Source organism: Bombilactobacillus thymidiniphilus (assembly GCF_023380245.1).
GTDB classification, from domain to species: domain Bacteria; phylum Bacillota; class Bacilli; order Lactobacillales; family Lactobacillaceae; genus Bombilactobacillus; species Bombilactobacillus thymidiniphilus.
Genome location: NZ_CP093365.1, coordinates 572,732 through 590,987, shown reverse-complemented (window position 1 = coordinate 590,987; position 18,256 = coordinate 572,732). Strand labels below are relative to the sequence as shown.

The window sequence follows — 18,256 nt, the reverse complement described above, 5'->3', positions numbered from 1 at the left end:
AACTGAGGTTTAACAGTGGGCCTCAGTTTTTCATTGTAAAATAAGGAGAAATCATGAGTAAATTACATAATTTACGTTGGCAAGTTTTTGTGTTAGTTTTGACTAGTTTTGCTTTAGGTTTTAGTGAGTTTGTGATTGTAGGTATTTTGAACGATATTGCACGTCAATTGCATACTTCAGTTGTAAGTGTAGGATCTTTGGTAACTTGGTTTGCCCTGATATACGCGTTGAGTACGCCGATTATTGCCACAGCATTGGGACATTTTAACTTATATAAATCGATTACAAGTTTGATGCTTGTCTTCATTGTGGGTAATTTGTTGAGTGCGGTCGCTAATTCTTTTGGTTTATTGGCAATATCGAGGGTTATTACTGCCTTGGTATCAGGCGTTTTAGTGTCCATTGCCATGACTTTCGCTAATTATATTGCACCTATGGATAAACGTCCGCGGTTAGTGGCAGGTATTTATTCTGGATTCAGTATTGCTTCTGTATTAGGTGTGCCTGTAGGAACTTGGGTAAGTGTGCAATTTGGTTGGCACCAAACTTTTTGGTTAATTGTCATTTTAAGTATTGTAACGTTGATTTTAATGTTTATATGTTTGCCACGCGATATTGTACCGCCTAAAAGCAATTTGAAAGCGCAATTGTCATTATTAACTGATAAAAAAATTTTGGTCGGTATGTGGTTGCCGATGCTTAATTTAGCAGCTATTTATCCGTTATATACGTATTTACGCCCGATACTATCGTCGCAATTGCACTTTTCGGCTGGTGGAGTAACTTTGATTTTATTCTTATATGGGATAACTTCAATTGTCAGCAACCAAATTAGTGGTGTTTTGGCGGAACATAATGGTTTGCGCTTGATGGCGCCAATTTATGTAGGACTAATTATTATGTTGCTTATCTTCCCATTGAGTTTCAATTGGCGTTTAATTAGTGTTTTGCTGATTTTAATGATTGGAATTGTGATGTATGTAGTTAGTTCGCCAATTGCCATTTTTTATTTAGATATTGCGGAGCAAAAATATCCACAATCAATTTTGTTGGCTTCTTCCATTAACTCTATTTTTTCAAATTTCGGTATTGCGCTAGGATCTGCTACTGGTAGTGGAGTGTTCCAAGACAAAGGGTTATCAGCAGTGGCTTCTAGCGGTGTGCTTTATGCTATTTTAGCAATTGCAGTCGTTTTAATTATTGTAAAACTAGAAAGGATTCAAAAATGAATACCAAAGAACAATATATTGAACAATTAGGATTAACTCCGCATGCTGAAGGCGGTTGGTTCAAAGAAGTTTCTCACAGCACAGATCGGTATTTTGCGCCGGAAAGTAATGGTGAACGTTATCGTTATACATCAATTTTATTTTTGCTGGATACGACTAGTCCATCACATTTGCATCAATTAAATCATGATGAGCTGTGGTTTTATCATGTAGGGCAAGCGATTACGATTCACTGTATTTCGCCAGAAGGTCAGTATTGGCAGGTTAAATTAGGCACGGATTTGGCAAATGGTGAGTTGTTGCAGTATACGGTACCGCAACAAACCATTTTTGGTGCTGAAATCCAAAGCGAGACGGGTTTTAGTGTGGTTAGTTGTGTAGTCGCGCCTGGTTTTGATTACCATGATTTTATTCTCAGTGATCGCCAGCAATTACTGCAAAAATATCCACAATTGCAAGAAGTAATCAATAAAATGGCAGTTGACAAGTTGGTAGATCGGGTATAAACTCGGTCTATTTTTAATTTAGGGAGTGGTTATTATAGATAATTTAATTAAGCATATGCAACAACACGCTTCAGTACGTGATTTTAAAGATAAGCCGTTAACTGATGAAACCAAGGAACAATTATTATTAGCAGCGCAAAGTGGTTCCTCATCGAATTTTGCGCAAGCTTTTTCGATTATTGAAATTAAGGATCCTACAAAAAGACAAGCGCTGGGTGAGCTGGCCAATTGCCCTACCTATGTCGTCAAAAGCGGCGTTTTCTATGTTTTTATAGCTGATTTGTATCGACAATCACAAATTTTAGAACGTAATAACGAAAGTTTAGCAGGTCTCCAAAGCTTAGAATCTTTACTGCTCAGTGTCGTTGATACGAGTATTGCTGGGCAAAATATGGCATTGGCAGCGGAAAGTCTAGATCTAGGAATCTGTTATATTGGCGGAATTCGCAATGATTTAGCGCAAGTACGTTCGTTACTCAATTTGCCTAAGTTTACGGTACCACTGTTTGGTATGACGATTGGTTATCCTCAAGTCGTTAATCCGACCAAGCCACGTTTGCCATTAAAAAATCGGGTGGCTATTGATGAATACTCGGCTACAACTTTTGCAGACGTAACTACTTATGATCAAACAATGCACGAATATTACACACTACGACCGACCAATCGGCAGTTACAAAATTGGACACAAAAAAACGTCACCATGTTTAAAACAGTGCGACGTCCGGAAGTGGCAAATTTTGTGCGTGAACAAGGATTTATTTTATAAAATCGGTGATAATAAACGCGAAAATAGTTGTTTGAATTTTAGCCAAAGCGATTGTTGATCAATCATTTGTTGTGTTAGTAAAACGCTATTAGTCATATCATTTTGGAAAATGTCAGTCAATTGTTGGCTGACTTTTTTATCGTAGAAAAAGGCGTCCGCTTCAAAATTCAAACTATAACTGCGGTAATCTTGGTTCATGGAACCAATCGCGCTGACTTCATTATCGAAAACAGCCGTTTTAGCATGCATGAAACCATTTTTGTAAATATAAACTTCGATATTGTGCTTCGTAAATAAATTGGCATAAAATTGCGTGGCACGATAAATAAAGGGATGGTCGGGCATTTGCGGAATCATAATCTTGATCTTTATACCAGCTCGTGCGGCAACTAGTAAAGCATCAATCATAGCATCATCGGGAATCAGGTAAGGTGTCTGTATGAGAACACTTCTTTTAGCATTCAAAATAAAATCCATGAAGCCACCCTTTAAAGTATCGAAATTACTATCCGGTCCATCTGAAACAATTTGAATGGGTATGATATCAGTTGGTTGCGCTAAAGTGTGCGGAAAATATTTTTCCTGAAAATATATTTTGGAATGATGTTTATCTACGGAAGCGTTCCAATCAAGTAAGAAACGTTCCTGTAAAGAAAGTGCTGCAAAACCATAAATACGCACGTGAGTATCACGCCAATAACCAAACTTAGGCTTGTTGCCAATGTATTGTTCACCAATATTAAAGCCGCCCGTCCAACCAACTTGCCCATCAATGACCACGATTTTTCGATGCAAATGGTAGTTTAAGCGGTTTTTGGTGACAGCATTTTGGGAAGTTATAAAAGGCATCACTTGCCCGCCGGCTGCAGTTAGCGGTTGGAAAAATTTAGCGTTAGCGCCCGGCGAGCCCCATCGATCATAGATCACGCGTACTTCAACTCCTGCGGTAGCTTTACTAGCCAATAAATCAACGACTTGTTTGCCTAGTGGGTCATTAATAAAAGAGTAATATTCTAAATGAATGGTTTCTTGGGCATTTTGGATGTCTTGAAATAGTGCTTGGAACTTTTCTTTGCCATCAGTGAAAATCCGTGTACTATTGTGCACTGTAATAGGTGCATCTTCACTTCGATCAAAATAAGTAATTTGTTTAGCGGCAATTTGAGTGGTTTCAGTAGCAGTATACAAACGATTGTTACTATTTTTAGCCATTTGCTTCAATCTATCTAGACCGATATGTTCCTCATTACTAATAGCAAAAAGGTTCTCTTGGGCAATTCCGCGACCAAAAAAAGCAAAGATAATAAAACCAATGACGGGCAACAAAATCAGTACCAATAACCATGCTAAAGTTGTAGGAATACTGCGATGGCGGTGAAAAACCGTTATAATAGCAGCTATCGTGTTAATAAGTAAAGTGATAGCTAAAATGCCAAAAATCCAGTTCATAATAAATTACTCCAAATATTAATGAATTTTTTAAAGATTGTTTTTTAATTGCGTTTGATTATCCGATTGCGGATCAATACTAACTGTAAAAGCAGGCAGTTGCATTGCCAATAAGGATTTAATTCGCAAAATGATTTCTATGGGCAAATCGCCGGCGCATTCAGCTTCGATGACTGCTTGTTTGTTGTCTTCAAGTCTAATGGTAATAATGCCTACTAACTTTTGCTTATTTTTAGTTGTGATGCCCCAAGTGACACTTTCATTGGTCATGATTTGGTGCATCGCTTGTTGAATAAAGGCTGAAGTTTGGCTAATGTTAGTCTGCAGTAATTCTTGAATTTGTTGCCCGGGTAAATAGCTCAAAAATTCTAACATATAATTGGCAGTCATTAATGGATGTAAATTGCGTAATTTTATCATAGATTATTATCCTCACTTTATTTAAGTTCAGCATATATAAAATTATTCAATTTGCGCAATACATTTGCATCGTCATGCATCTGAGAATGCTCACCACTAAAGCCAATCGCATTATACTCTTGAAAATCCTGAACTTGATTCTGTAAAATATATTTGATAGAACGCGCCGAGCTCACGGAAACATATTGATCAGTATTGGAAGAATCCTCAATATTACCAAATATATTTAAAACGTGCGCTTGCTTGGGAAATTTAAAACGATTTAAATAAGTCCATAAGTATTTAGGTGTCATAAAAGCAGGTCGACCTTTAGGACTGAGTGGGTTGATGTTTGGCAAATCACCGAAAAATACTACGCCATTAAATGGTCCGGCAATTAAGGCTAAGCGATTAATTTGTGGTAAAGGACGATTATAAGAATGAATCAGAAAAGAAATGAGCGCCACGGATCCTAAGGAATGTCCGACAGCGTTGTAACTTTGAAAATGGTAACGTTGGTTCAGATCATTTAGAATCTGGTTAAACCAGCGTTCAATGGTGTTTGAAGCAATCCAGCGATCTTTGAAAACTAATTGGATAATTGGATGTAGCGCAGTTGACCAATAGCCGGAATAATGGATTTTACCATGCCAATCAACTGTTGCGCGTAAAAAAACAGGTGAATCCGTGAATTGTTGAGCAGAGCCAACCATTTTTTCGGTGGTATGGTCTCCACCGCGAAAACCATGAACATAAAAAGTTGGAATTTGCTCAGTGCTATCCAAAACAGATATTTCATCCGCCAGCTGACAGATTGGGATAGTGGCGGTGTGTTGTTGATCAGTGCCACTATGATGCCAAAAACTCATCTTCACGATTCCTTCCAATTATTAATTGCATACAAAGATATGATACAGGTAAATGGTCATTAATTCTAGAAAGAATAGGTTAATAATGAAGAAATATTACGTCGTGCGCAAAGGAAGAAAACCGGGCATTTATGCTACTTGGGCGCAATGTCAAGCGCAAGTAAAAGGTTTTTCGGGAGCCCAATTTAAAAGCTTTACTAATTTGTCTGATGCTAAAGCATATTTAAACGCTAAGCCAGCCCCAGCGAGCCCATTAGCTGATTATGATTTTGTTTTATATACTGATGGTGGGACGCGCAGCACTGGTAATGTCTTGGGCGGACATGTCAAAAAAGATGATAAAGCTGCCTGGGCCTATTTATTGCAACAAGGAGAGCAGCAAGTTAGTGCTAGTGCAGGAATTTTAGGCGCAACTAATAATCAAATGGAGCTAACAGCAGTGCGACAAGGTTTACAAAAATTAATTGATTTGAAAGCAACACACCAAAGCGTGTTACTGATCTCGGATTCGCGCTATGTATTGGATGCCATAACTAAAAACTGGCTGACTGGTTGGCAAAAGCGTGGTTGGAAGAAAGCTGACGGTGAAACGGTGGCTAATGTGGAATTATGGCAAGCGATTTGGCAACAATTAGTGCAATTTACGGATTTGCATTTTCGTTGGACTAAGGGGCACGCGGATAATGCCGGGAATGTGTTTGTGGATCGGTTGTTGAATAAAACGATGGATGATATGTAATATAAAAAGTTCTACTCTTGATCAGTCAGTGCGTTTGAGCACTGACTTTTTTGATATATACATAATTATCTAGTTAATATTTTGTAAAAAAATGCATTATTCTAAAATTTATATTAAAAAAAGCCATTTTTGCGTATTTTTTTAAAAAATGATACCATGAGTTCTGATTTTGTATTTTTGTGATAAAGGATCTAAATAAAATGAATATTAAGTATAAACTAAATTTCACTGTCATAATTATCAATATAATTTATTTTATTTGTATTGGGGTAGCTCGTCCTGCGCAGGCAGCTACCAACCCGACATTAACTACCAATAATCCTACTTTAGATAACATCTTATATCCTAATTCACACACGCCCCAGGCGCCCCCAAATTTCAAATATTTAACGCAGCCTTCACCTATGTTACGAGATGCTGCCACAGATGGTAATAGTCATCCAGGATTATATATGTATCCTGATTTTCAATGGACAGATAGTGAAGCTCAAGCGAATGCTAACGATGGTAAAAATTATTTTACTGTTAATACGGAAGGTCAAACTAACGGCAATAAAACCGATTTTCAGTATTTAATTGATTCAAATGGTAAAAATCTTCAATCTACAAATACTTACACTGCTTATGTCAGTACCCCTTTGGCTTTTTTAGAAGCTGTTTATGATTTGCAAAATCCTGATTATGGCAATCGTGTTTCTCATATTAGCAAGGTTGTAATTAAGCAAGACTTAGACTTTTACGACACTTCTAATATTGATGGCAGTTTCGGCTTTGCCAATGGTTCCACGTTTAGCTATAATTATGCACGCCACTTTAAATTTACTATTGACGGTCAAGGTCACACAATTAATTTTAGTTCTCATTGTATTGCTTTAGCTACTCCAGGCGGTTTATATAAAGAGGATTGGAATTTGAAAAATCTGCACACTTATGGATCAACTTTTTGGGGTCCTGTCGCTGGAAATAGTGGTGTTGCTGATAATGCTGAAGAAGCCGACAAAGGTACTAGTGATGCCACGATTGAAACCGGCGGTGGCTTTACCAGAATCACATATGATAATTTTAGCTATTTAGGCGCCCAAGTTCATAACTCTGGTAGTGGATCATCCAACACAGAAATCGTCATCAAAAATCGTGTTGATATGTCTTCAGTTGACCGTTATAAATATAAGGGGATCGAATATCAATGTGATAGCAACGGTAACCAACAAATTTTCGAAGCCTCCAAAATTATTTTTGACAAAAACAGTGTCTTTACTGGTTATACTTATGACGGAATTGGCATTGCCCTCAACAATGCAGGGCTTAGTGATTACCATAAAAGTAACAGTATCAAATTGGAAGATGGCGCTAAAGTTTACCTCTTCCCACACGGTGATGGATCAGCTGAAACTGCTGGCAATTCCAGAGGTATGCCCTATGCGATTACCTCTTTTGGTGACAAGTCTAAGATGGATTTATATGGCGATGCAGAGTTAAATATTATTTCCAACAATGCGCCAGCTAAAGGTCAATATTATAATGGAACCAATACTTTGCGCCATAATTTAGAATTGGCTGGTGGATTATACGTTTCCGGTCAGTTTGAATTGAATTATCACAAAGATAGCACTGGTTCGCCGACCATTCGAGTGCAAAGTAATGATCAAAGTACGATGGATTATGTTCATCCGGAAAATAACGTGATGGATCAAAATGGTAATTTAACTATTCCTGCAACTAATAATGCTGCTGTTGGTGATAGTAATGTTGACTGGCAAGCTTATGGTGATGACTATGATTTTTCAACGGACGATTACGGCAAATATGTTTCATGTTTATCTACCAGTAATGGTAGTGCCGGGACGGATGGTTCTACGACAACAACGGGGGCAACTTTAAACAGTAATCCTATAATTTATCTAGGTAATAGTAGCAAATATCAGAGTACCGCCACCATTGATAACGGAACTTTTGATGTGCAGACTAATAATTTGCACAATTTTGGGACAGCTTCACCGAATAGTACTTGGGTACCTTCAAACGGTTATGTAATGTATATCGGTGGTGGTATGAATGTTAATATCAAAAAAGATGGTATCTTTCGTCTGCACAATACCGGTGATAAACAAACTGGTAATGGAATGAACCTTCTGCAAGCTGCCCAAGGTTTAGACTTGAATATTTCTAACCCTAAAGAGGTTACTTTAGATTTAGGACCAAATGACAATTCTGCTTCCAATATTGTTTATATTGAAGGTGGCGATTCCAACAATCCCGGCGGTGATGTGAATGTTAACAATAGTACTTTTAGTGCTACAGGAAATGCTAGTGTTGTGAGCGGACCATCTGGCAATTTAGGGTCTGATGATAAAGACGTCCAATTAAGCAATATCCCTATTCAAAAAATGAAGATTCCTTTTTCTTATTGGGCTATTCCGGGTAATCTTTTTCAAGATGGTACTAATGCGATCTTTGCCAAACAAGCTAATCAAGGTTTAGAAGAATTAAACGGCGGTTTAGACAGTATGAACGGCAAGGAGTTTCATAGTATCAATTTTGGTAAATTAGATAGTCCAGTGATTGATAACCAAACGCATGAAATCGTGCCCCATAAGAATAGAGAAGTGCATCTCACTGGATCAGTCACTCACTATGATGATGACACTAGTTTTGATCCCGATCCGCCTATGATTCGCTTGACACTGCAACGTAACGATCAGACTTACGATTTAGGTACGGCGACGAACGCCTCACAAGCTTATGGTATACAAAAAGGAACCAAAAAAGTTTTACCGGTTACACCAGATATTTTGGGGGTTAACGACAATCAACAACAAAATGGTTTGATTGCGGCCAATGGTGAGGGAAAAATCGTGGAATCGGCACCTTTATATCTTTCACCTGACAAAAAAGAAGTCCAAATCACCCCCGTTAATTCCACAACTCAAAAATATACTACGTATAAATATGATATTAATTTGCAAAAAGTTTTAGATGATTTACCTAAAGATAGTCCTATCGGTGACATTTCATCTAGAGACAAGCTCAATGTCAGCGCGGTTACCAATTTCCAGCAAACACCTGAACAACCTATTAATATTGTGAATTTGATTCTTAAAACAGATAAAAATGTTACTCAATATTTAACCGGTGATGACGTTAAAGTTCCGATCAGTTATTTTGACGGCAATGCCAGTGCGCAAGAGTTGACGCTTGATGGTACAGTTAATGACGCAGGAAAAGATCATAAGATCACTAGTTCTAATCTGGCAATGCAGCATAACGCTGACCAAAGTGACAGTCAGACCAATTGGTCTATCAGTGGTATTACCAATAGTGTAGACACAGCAGACACTACCCATAAAATCAGTTTTTCTGGGCAGGACGATCTCACGCCTAGCAATCGCTATCCATTATTAGGTAATCCTGATTTAACTTACGAATATCAAGTTTTACCGTATCCTAAGTACAGCGGTATTAGTAGTTTTCCAATTTCTGATTCTCAACCTGCTTCCACCGTTAAAGCAGGTCATCAGACGCTGATTACTAAATTCACGCCTGTGGGTCATCATGATATGCGCAAAGTACGCCTGCAACTTGGTACGATTACTAACGGCGGGCAGACTAGCGATCAATCCATTAAAGTGACTGCTAGTTATCCTAATTCAGATCCAGGAGCAGATAGTTCCAACAAAAAGATTTCTCAAACGATTACGCTGCCGATTAATAGCGATAATCTCTATGAGTTATCGGGCAAAGATTTCTCCTTTGCTGGCGACATGATTCCCGCAGATACAACTTTTACAATCAAGCAAAATGTTGATGTTAAAGGTACGTCCAATCAAGATTATTTTCAAGCAGATAGTGGTATTTTATCGGCAATTTTACCAGATGGCACTACCAAACAGCTGGCCAAAACACCTGCTGTCAAAGATTTAATTACAGAACCAGATATAAAATTAATCGCACCGAATAAACTAAACTTCTCGGCGTTCACAAAAGTGAATCGAAAAGCTGTTTATCCAGATGCTGTTGATGAGTATGTACAATTATTAAATAATGCCGATTATGATATGAATGATGTTAATGTTTATGCTCAGTATCAAGGTGATAAAAATATTGCAAATAGACTATATTACCAGACCAATTCGAGTACTAGTATGAATCTCAGCAATCCTGCACTTATCTTCCAAGGGTCGTTGTCCCAAAAGAGTACTAAACTTCTCAACATTAATCCTAAATCTGGTGATTCCAATGGGCTGTTTTTAGATCTCACAAAAAATGACTTATCTGAGGGCAAATATGATGGTGCGCTTACTTGGAGCGCGGTCAATAGTTTGAATTAAGTCTTATGTACAAACAAAGCTATGATTTCCGAATAATAATAAATTCGGTTAATCATAGCTTTTTTATAAATGTGAAATATTAATTTTGATGTGTTCGCTTGCGAAATCGAGATCCTGTGGCGTATGAATAATTTTAGGAAAAAATAATTTGGCTTATTTTTGATATACGTTACATGGCGACCAAAAGGGCGGTGCTAAAAAGCATCGCCCTTTTAATAACATAGTAACTAGGAATTTTGCGAATAATAAATATCAATTGTTGACACGCTATGATCAGCACTTGTCACCGTAACGCCTTGTACTAACGGTTGACTAGCCGTATAACCATTGACAACTGGTACATGATATTCGTCAAAATTACCGGTACTCCAAGTCCCATAAATTGTCTCATGAGTTACTTGATCAACATACAAGTTACGATGCAAAACAGCTAATTGATTCTCGTGTTTCGTTGCTCCACTTGGATAATGGACATTAATCACGCGCAACATCGTTTTTGATTCCGACGACTGCGCAATTTGATCTTCTACATAAGCCTGAATGACTTGCTTGCCTGAAGCGTCAATCGTAATCGTAGTTTGCGGTTGATCAATTAATTCATAACCATTAGGTACTCGATAATGAAGATTGTAGATTTCCCCAGCATAACCCGTCAGAGTTTGCGTACCAACTTCGTTACCAGCAGGATCTAAATATTGAATGGTGACCGTTTGTTCAATCGGCGTGTAATAAATATCAACGGTCTGATCCTGCGTGTCACCGTCAATCCCTTGTGCTACCACATTATCCATAGAAGCTTGATAACCAGCCACAGCAGAAACTGGATAGTTGTCCCATTGAGCCTTGGACCAATCACCATAAGTTAGCGTACCATCATCATTATAATGAACAGTCCGCTCGATCATAGCGGTTTGGTTTTCAGTCTGTACTTGCCCATTTGGTTGATGCACATTAATGGTGCGGGTAACAGCTTTGACTTCTTGATCATCTAATGATTGCCCAATATCCCATTCATAGGTAGTGATTTGATCGCGACCGATTAAATTGGCAAGTTCATCAGAAGTATAATGTTTTCCTTTTTGATAACCGCTAATTGCTACCCAATCGTTGGAAATAACTTTTTTATTGGTTCCAGGCATAATTTGACCAACACGATTCTGAATATTTGAAAATTCAAGACGAACATCCGGGCCAACTACAATATGTGCCAAATTATTATTGGTGTTAAAAAAGATATAAACTTTATTCTGCTCTCCTGTTAAATGACTAATATCAAGATTAGTTAGATCTGTACAATCGTAAAACATATATGAAAAATCAGGCGAGACAGGGGTATAAAAACTGCTTAAATCTAAATTTTTTAGACTAGAACAGCCATAAAACATCTCTGCAATAACACCACCCTTTGACAAGGTAAACTTGCTACCAAACTTAATATTCTTTAAATTTTTGCAATTTTCAAACATTCGAAAAGAGTAATACAGATTGGCCGTATCAAAATTGCTTAAATCTAAATCCGTCAAAGAACTACAATTCTCAAACATAGATGTTGCATTTGTCACATTGGATATATCGAAGCTACTTAAATCTATACTATTTAAAGAATTACAGCTCTCAAACATCATAGCCATGCGGTTTACATTTGATGTATTAAAGCTGTTTAAATTTAAATTTATCAGCGAGGTACAACCTTGAAACATCCAAGACATATCAGTCACATTAGCTGTATCAAAGGTACTTAAATTTAAATCTGTTAAGGATGTACAGTAGTAGAACATTGCCTCCATGTCAGTCACATTAGCTGTATTAAAATTACTTAAATCCAAACTTGTTAAAGATTTACAACCCTGAAACATTTCATACATATCGGTGACATTTGACGTATCAAAATTACTTAAATCCAAACTTATTAAAGATTCACATCCGGAAAACATGTTTGTCATGTTAGTCACATTAGCTGTATCCAGATTTTTTAAACCAATAATCTCTTTTAAATTGGTTAAACCTTCAAACAATTTACTTGAGTTCACATTCGCTACAACGTCTTTATCAAACACAATTTCCGTAATTTGTTTGTAAGAATCATCATAATTATTAGATTTTAAATTAGGAACATCATGAAATTCCTTTGACTGATTAATTCCACCGGTACCCAGAGTCCCAGCGTGAAAAGTCAGTACATAATCAGCACCGTCTTGGGTATAATCCCACTTACTTGTGCCCCAAGTTCCTTGCGCTAACGGTGTATTCGTGGCTGCAGATTCATCATTATTGACAACCACATTGTTAGTGTCATTGACAGTTGACGTACCATCATTATCGCTGGCAACACTATCAGAATAATCATTAACGATATCAGAATTGCTAGCGTCGTTATTCATATCCGCCACATTAGAATTGGATACACCAACTACATCATTTGTCGCTGGATATGTAGTTGGTGTATCCGTCAGATTTGGACTTTCTTGATTATTGGTTACTGTTGTTTGAGTATTCGTATTACTTAATTCAGTATTATTTATATTGGCTGTGGATTCGGTTGTTTCCACCAGAGAAGTAGCTACTCTTGGATTTTCCTGCTCATTGGTATCCGCATGTACCGCTTGATGGTTCAACACTATACCGCAAACCAAACCTAAAAAGGTTCCCATGGTTCGAACTGATAATTTCTTACTGTTCACTGTATTGTTTCCTCCATTAATACACAATGAATAAAAGTCTATCATAAAATCATATAATTTTAAAATGCTTTTATTTTTATAATCTATAATTAATAATTACTATAAAAATTATTATAAATTGAATATTATATAGATTGCATCGCAGATCCTACAATTAATGCTTAATAACATTTGATGCTGAAAAACTACTGATACAATGGCAATCGACGAAAATCTACACAGAAAGCAGAAAATACTCTGAGCATTACTGTTTTATCCTAATTTCACCGTGGGAGCGAGGGGTTCTAATGCTTATGGAAGTCGTGACCAATAATAAAAAGACGCTAATTCCCTACAATCAAGGATTAGCGCCTTTTTATTATTGCTGGTTATTATTACCGAATAAATTACTAAAGAAATTTAAAATGTTGTTCCAAATTTGCTGGATGAAGTTTTGATTTTGTGGCGTGTTGATTTTGTTAAAAATCTTTTTGGCCCCATCTTGAATATCCGAACTTAATTTACCAGCTTGTTGCTTGAAATCGCCATTTTTTAGTGCACCTGAATCACGAACGGCAACTAAAATATTAATGATTTTTTGCTTTTGGTTGTCATTGATGACGTTTTGTAAATTATTATTGTTAATCTGCTCATTGACAATATTAGTAATCTGATTGAGTGTGATGTTTGGACCAATCTTTGCCATTTCACTCTTAGCTTGGGCGACGGCGTTATTCAATTGCGCGTCACTGTAGCCTTGTTGACCATTATTTTGCTGACTGATCTGACTTAAAGTGCCCATTTCGTTTTGGGCAGCTGTGACTTGATTTTCATTCAAATGATCGCCATTTTTATCAAATGCCGCGTAGACACCGGCTAGCGCACCTGAACCATCAATTGGTGTGGCGGAAGTTACATAAATGTTGGCGTCGCTAATTCCCGCCGTTAAAGCGGCATTTTTATATTGATTCGCGGTAATCGTCGTAATATTGTTTTTGCCATTGTAATCTAAAATTTGCACATTAATTCCAGAACCTGCGTGCGTTTTTTCGATTAATGCGGAGGACCATACTCCTGAATTAGCGGTGAAATTATCACCAGCAGGATTCAGATATTTGACCAAAGTATTACCATCGACGTTCAATTGCTGAAAATTGTTATTGTGAATTTGACTAGACAAAACATCAATTGTCCCACTGCGCTGACTAGCAGTCAGAGAAGAACCTAGCGTCATAACTGGTGTGTCCCAGTCATCGGCATGGACATTTGTCGTCAGTAGAATGCTGAAAACACCGATTGCGGCGATTAACAAATATTTAATTTTATTTTTCAAAAGTAGCACCCCTATTCTTTTAGAAGCTATGACTAGTATAGCAAGTTATCCTATAAAGCGCTATTTGCGGGACCGTTTTTCATAAAAAAGCAAAATTTTTATCATTAAAAAAAGGTAAAGCTAATTTGATTGTGCTAAACTTAAGGTTCTAGGATTTGTTGATAAATTGAATAATATTAAAGGAGTAGAAATTATGAAGATCGTAGTTTTAGCAGGTGGTCGCAGTACCGAACGTAATGTCTCACTTTCTTCAGGTGTGAAAATCACGAATGCGCTTAGAAGTAAGGGTTATCAAGTTGCTTTAGTAGACTTGTTTTTAGGTAAGGAATTAGCGGAAGGTACCAATATTGCTGATTTATTTACCACTGAACCGGAACCGGAACATGCCTTATTGATTGATGATGACATTTTGACTGATGAGAAGATCAATGCGTTGCGTACTGATGGCACTAAAGGGTTATTCGGTAAAAATGTATTGGCTATTTGCCAAGCGGCTGATATGGTTTATCTGGGCTTGCACGGTGAAGATGGCGAAAACGGGAAAGTGCAAGCAGTTTTAGACTTAAATGAAATTCGCTACACGGGTAGCGGTACTTTAGCTTCTGGTCTAGCCATGAGCAAGAAATATTCTAAAGAAGTTTTTGAACAAAATAAGATCCCGACAGCACCTTTTACTACAACTAAAGATATAGACATTGCAAAAGCCGATATTCCGTTTGATTTTCCAGTGGTCATCAAACCTTCTAATGGTGGTTCCAGCGTGGGAACGCATATTGTACAGTCATATGCTGACTTGAAAGCAGCATTGCAGGACGCTTTTCAGTTTGATGATGAAGTAGTAATTGAGAAATATATCAAAGGTCGCGAATTTTCGGTAGCGATCATTGATGATCAAGTGTTGCCACCGGTAGAAATTGTGGTGACAAGTGGTTGGTATGACTTCCAACATAAGTTCCAAGCTAATGATGAAACTAAATTCATTACACCACCAGATATTGATCATGCTACTAATGAAGTTTTGGCTAATTTAACGCGGCAAACTTTCAAAGCTTTAGGCATGCAAAATTATGGTCGAATTGACTTTTTGGTCAATGATGAAGGAGCTTTTGTGATTGAAGCGAATTCATTGCCAGGTATGACACCATTATCTTTGATCCCTCGCGAAGCGGAGGCTGTTAATATTAGCTATCCTGATTTGTGTGATATGATCATTCAAAGTAAATTACGGATTTATGAAGCTAAAGATAATCATTAAGCCAAATAAACTACAGCTAATTGCTAGCTGTAGTTTTTTAGTGGTTTAAATAACGTTTACATTGGTGGAGTAAGCGGGTACTATGGAAATATATTGATTAAAGGGTGACGACAATGAAATATATTCACGCAGCAAAATTTTTTTTGCATAATACAACAGAAAATGAAGGTTACTTAGAAATCACTGATGACGGTTTTTTTGGCAATTACTTACCGCTTAACCAAAAAATACAAGGTGAGATTATTGATTATGGGAAAAATTGGATTGCACCGGGCTTGATGGACACGCATATTCACGGTATTGGTGGTCATGATGTTATGGATAATGATGCTGCCGGCCTAGAAGCGATGTCTATGGCTTTATTGCAGTGTGGCGTGACTTCTTGGCTACCGACAACGATTACCGGATCTAAGGAACAACTAGCGGATATTTGTACGACAATTGCTACCCAACAAAAACAAGTGAGTGGCGCCAAAATTGCTGGTATTAATTTTGAAGGCCCTTTTTTTACAGCTGAGCATAAAGGAGCGCAAAATCCAAAATATTTTTTAGATCCAGATGTTGCAGTTTTTGAAGAATGGCAAGCAGCAGCAAATGGTCTGTTACGCCAAATTACAATTGCGCCAGAGCGCAGCGGTGCGGTAGCTTTTACGCAAGCAGTTAGTTCGACAGGTGTGGTAGTTGCTTTAGGTCATAGCTCAGCCACTTTTGCCCAAGCTAAGGCTTGTGTAGAAGCAGGTGCTAAGACATTTACTCATGCGTATAATGGCATGAGTCCGTTGAATCATCGTGAACCCGGAATGGTAGGCGCAGCATTGAGTTTGCAAGGAATTGATGCAGAATTGATTTGTGACGGTCATCATGTGAATCCGTATGCTGCTAAGATTTTGATTGATGCTAAGACGCCTGAGCATACGGTGTTAGTGACCGATTGTATGTCGGCTGGGCTGATGCCTGATGGTGATTATATGTTAGGCGAATTGCCAGTGGTGGTTGCTAACGGCACTGCACGATTAAAGGATTCTACACATAATTTAGCTGGTAGTATTTTGCGATTGAATGAAGCTATTAAAAATTTGGTGAACTGGAATTTGGTAACGCCCGCACAAGCTATTCAAATGGCTAGTGCCACGCCAGCTAAAAGTACTAATTTAGCACAAGAATATGGAGCCATTTTGCCTGGCCGTGCAGCTGATTTTATTGTTCTAGATGAGCAAATGAATTTGCAAGCCACTTACATTGATGGACAAGAACGTTACTCTGTTGGTGAATAAAAAGCCCGCTTCTAATTGAGAAGTGAGCTTTTTTTATTTATTAAATTTAATGCACAAACTAACTAAGAAAATAATGCCTAACCAAATTAAAGTCAAAATGGTTGGAATCAATGTTGCTTTGGCAAAAATTAAAATAATAAAGATGATAAGCATGAAGACAATTGTCAGATAATCAGTCATAGGAGCTCCTGGCATTGAAAAATACTTATCACCTTGCAAGTAATCAGCAGAATGCCGATATTTAATATGGGTTAGCATTAAGAACATGTAGATCACTAAAAAGCCTGCAGAAGCAATCGAAGTAACAACTTTGAAAACACCATTAGCAAATAAATAATTAACCACAATTACGCTAGCCACTAACACAGTGGACAAAGTAATTGTACGCATCGGAATTTTTTGTTTATTGAGGTGGGCAAAATAACTGTTTTGCGGGCACATCGAATATAACATCCGTCCTGTAGTAAATAGTGAACTGTTCAGTGAGGAAGCTGCTGCAGTCAAAACCACAAAATTAATAATGCCGGCAGCACCTTGAATGCCGATTCCAGCAAAAACTTGAACGAATGGTGAGCGCGTTGCACTATAGTGTGTCCAGGGTTGAATGATCATGATTGCACTGAGCGCACCGATATAAAAAATTAAAATTCGCATAATCACAGAATTAATTGCCCGGGGAATATTGTTTCGCGGATTTTTAGTTTCTGCCGCAGAGACACCAACAAATTCGACACCTAGAAACGAAAAGAATGCCATTTGAAAGGAGCCAATAATGTGTTGACTATTACCTGAGGAAATACCATGTTGCCACAAATTGGACAAGGTAACGATGCCTTGGTTAGTTTTTGTATGCAAGATAACCATGATAATTGCCGATACAATAATGGTGATTATGGCTATAATCTTAATGAGCGCAAACCAAAATTCGGTTTCTCCAAATGCTTTGACAGCAATAATATTAATTGTATATAACAAGATAAGAAAGATAGCTTCCCAAATCCATGCTGGTGTTTTCGGAAACCAAAATTGCATGTAGTTGCCAACAGCTGTTAATTCCGACATAGCAATGACAATCCAGCCAGCCCAATAAGTCCATCCTAAAACAAAGCCAGCACGTGGTCCCAAATATTCTGTGATGAAATCAATAAAAATGATTTTATTCGTGTCTGACATCAATAATTCACCCAGAGCACGCATCATAAAGAAAATAAATAGTCCTGTAATCAAATAAATTACTAATATCAATGGTCCGGCTTGCTTGATTGATTCACCTGAACCAAGAAATAGCCCTGTTCCAATCGTGCCACCTAGGGCAATCATGTTCACGTGACGGGTGGACAAGTTGCGTGCTAGGGCTGGTTTGTCTGACATAATTATAAGATCTCCTTATTGTCGTATTAGTAAGCCTATATGATAGCACAAATAAGGCACTTAATTAAAGTTAAA

Annotated in this window: 13 protein-coding genes; 7 read left to right on the top strand and 6 right to left on the bottom strand. The window is 37.6% G+C overall.

The window, feature by feature from the left end:
- The first annotated feature begins 53 nt into the window (after nucleotides 1-53).
- Genes MOO47_RS03165 through MOO47_RS03155 form a run of 3 tightly spaced genes read left to right on the top strand, consistent with a single transcriptional unit; the run spans nucleotide 54 to nucleotide 2,504 of the window.
- Nucleotides 54-1,229 (top strand): MFS transporter, encoded by a 1,176-nt coding sequence (locus MOO47_RS03165; RefSeq protein ID WP_249513349.1) that lies wholly within the window; start codon nucleotides 54-56, stop codon nucleotides 1,227-1,229.
- Nucleotides 1,226-1,735: a cupin domain-containing protein gene (locus tag MOO47_RS03160; protein ID WP_249513348.1), complete on the top strand. Its 510-nt coding sequence runs from the start codon at nucleotides 1,226-1,228 to the stop codon at nucleotides 1,733-1,735. Before MOO47_RS03165 ends, MOO47_RS03160 begins: the two co-directional genes overlap by 4 nt.
- Nucleotides 1,736-1,769: 34 nt before the next feature.
- Nucleotides 1,770-2,504: an NADPH-dependent oxidoreductase gene (locus MOO47_RS03155; RefSeq protein WP_249513531.1), complete on the top strand. Its 735-nt coding sequence runs from the start codon at nucleotides 1,770-1,772 to the stop codon at nucleotides 2,502-2,504.
- Here the strand turns inward: MOO47_RS03155 and cls are convergent.
- Genes cls through MOO47_RS03140 form a run of 3 tightly spaced genes read right to left on the bottom strand, consistent with a single transcriptional unit; the run spans nucleotide 2,499 to nucleotide 5,221 of the window.
- Nucleotides 2,499-3,953 (bottom strand): cardiolipin synthase, encoded by a 1,455-nt coding sequence (gene cls, locus MOO47_RS03150; RefSeq protein WP_249513347.1) that lies wholly within the window; start codon nucleotides 3,951-3,953, stop codon nucleotides 2,499-2,501. The genes MOO47_RS03155 and cls overlap by 6 nt on opposite strands.
- 30 nt (nucleotides 3,954-3,983) lie before the next feature.
- Nucleotides 3,984-4,373 carry a hypothetical protein gene (locus tag MOO47_RS03145; RefSeq protein WP_249513346.1) on the bottom strand — a complete coding sequence of 130 codons (390 nt, stop codon included), beginning with the start codon at nucleotides 4,371-4,373 and terminating at the stop codon, nucleotides 3,984-3,986.
- A 17-nt stretch (nucleotides 4,374-4,390) separates the two neighbouring features.
- Nucleotides 4,391-5,221, bottom strand: coding sequence for an alpha/beta hydrolase (locus MOO47_RS03140; RefSeq protein WP_249513345.1), 831 nt, complete (start codon nucleotides 5,219-5,221; stop codon nucleotides 4,391-4,393).
- A gap of 85 nt (nucleotides 5,222-5,306) precedes the next feature.
- Between MOO47_RS03140 and MOO47_RS03135 the strand changes: the two genes are divergently transcribed.
- Together MOO47_RS03135 and MOO47_RS03130 are read left to right on the top strand one after the other, a co-directional pair.
- A complete protein-coding gene (locus MOO47_RS03135) occupies nucleotides 5,307-5,960 on the top strand; it encodes a ribonuclease H family protein (protein WP_249513344.1) in 654 nt (217 codons plus the stop codon).
- Nucleotides 5,961-6,160: 200 nt separating this feature from the next.
- Entirely contained in the window at nucleotides 6,161-10,288 is a 4,128-nt protein-coding gene (locus MOO47_RS03130) for a hypothetical protein (RefSeq protein WP_249513343.1), read from the top strand.
- A 227-nt stretch (nucleotides 10,289-10,515) separates the two neighbouring features.
- Here MOO47_RS03130 and MOO47_RS03125 read toward each other — a convergent pair whose 3' ends face one another.
- Together MOO47_RS03125 and MOO47_RS03120 are read right to left on the bottom strand one after the other, a co-directional pair.
- Nucleotides 10,516-12,969 carry a BspA family leucine-rich repeat surface protein gene (locus MOO47_RS03125; RefSeq protein WP_249513342.1) on the bottom strand — a complete coding sequence of 818 codons (2,454 nt, stop codon included), beginning with the start codon at nucleotides 12,967-12,969 and terminating at the stop codon, nucleotides 10,516-10,518.
- A 358-nt stretch (nucleotides 12,970-13,327) separates the two neighbouring features.
- A complete protein-coding gene (locus MOO47_RS03120) occupies nucleotides 13,328-14,281 on the bottom strand; it encodes a DUF1002 domain-containing protein (protein ID WP_396022054.1) in 954 nt (317 codons plus the stop codon).
- A gap of 193 nt (nucleotides 14,282-14,474) precedes the next feature.
- On the opposite strand from MOO47_RS03120, the gene MOO47_RS03115 reads away from it, so the two are divergent.
- Both MOO47_RS03115 and nagA read left to right on the top strand, forming a co-directional pair.
- Entirely contained in the window at nucleotides 14,475-15,536 is a 1,062-nt protein-coding gene (locus MOO47_RS03115) for a D-alanine--D-alanine ligase family protein (RefSeq protein WP_249513341.1), read from the top strand.
- Nucleotides 15,537-15,649: 113 nt separating this feature from the next.
- Entirely contained in the window at nucleotides 15,650-16,810 is a 1,161-nt protein-coding gene (nagA, locus tag MOO47_RS03110) for an N-acetylglucosamine-6-phosphate deacetylase (RefSeq protein WP_249513340.1), read from the top strand.
- Between the two features lie 33 nt (nucleotides 16,811-16,843).
- On the opposite strand, the gene MOO47_RS03105 is transcribed toward nagA, so the two are convergent.
- Complete coding sequence (locus tag MOO47_RS03105) at nucleotides 16,844-18,181, bottom strand: amino acid permease (RefSeq protein ID WP_249513339.1); 1,338 nt, start codon at nucleotides 18,179-18,181, stop codon at nucleotides 16,844-16,846.
- Between the last annotated feature and the right edge of the window lie 75 nt (nucleotides 18,182-18,256).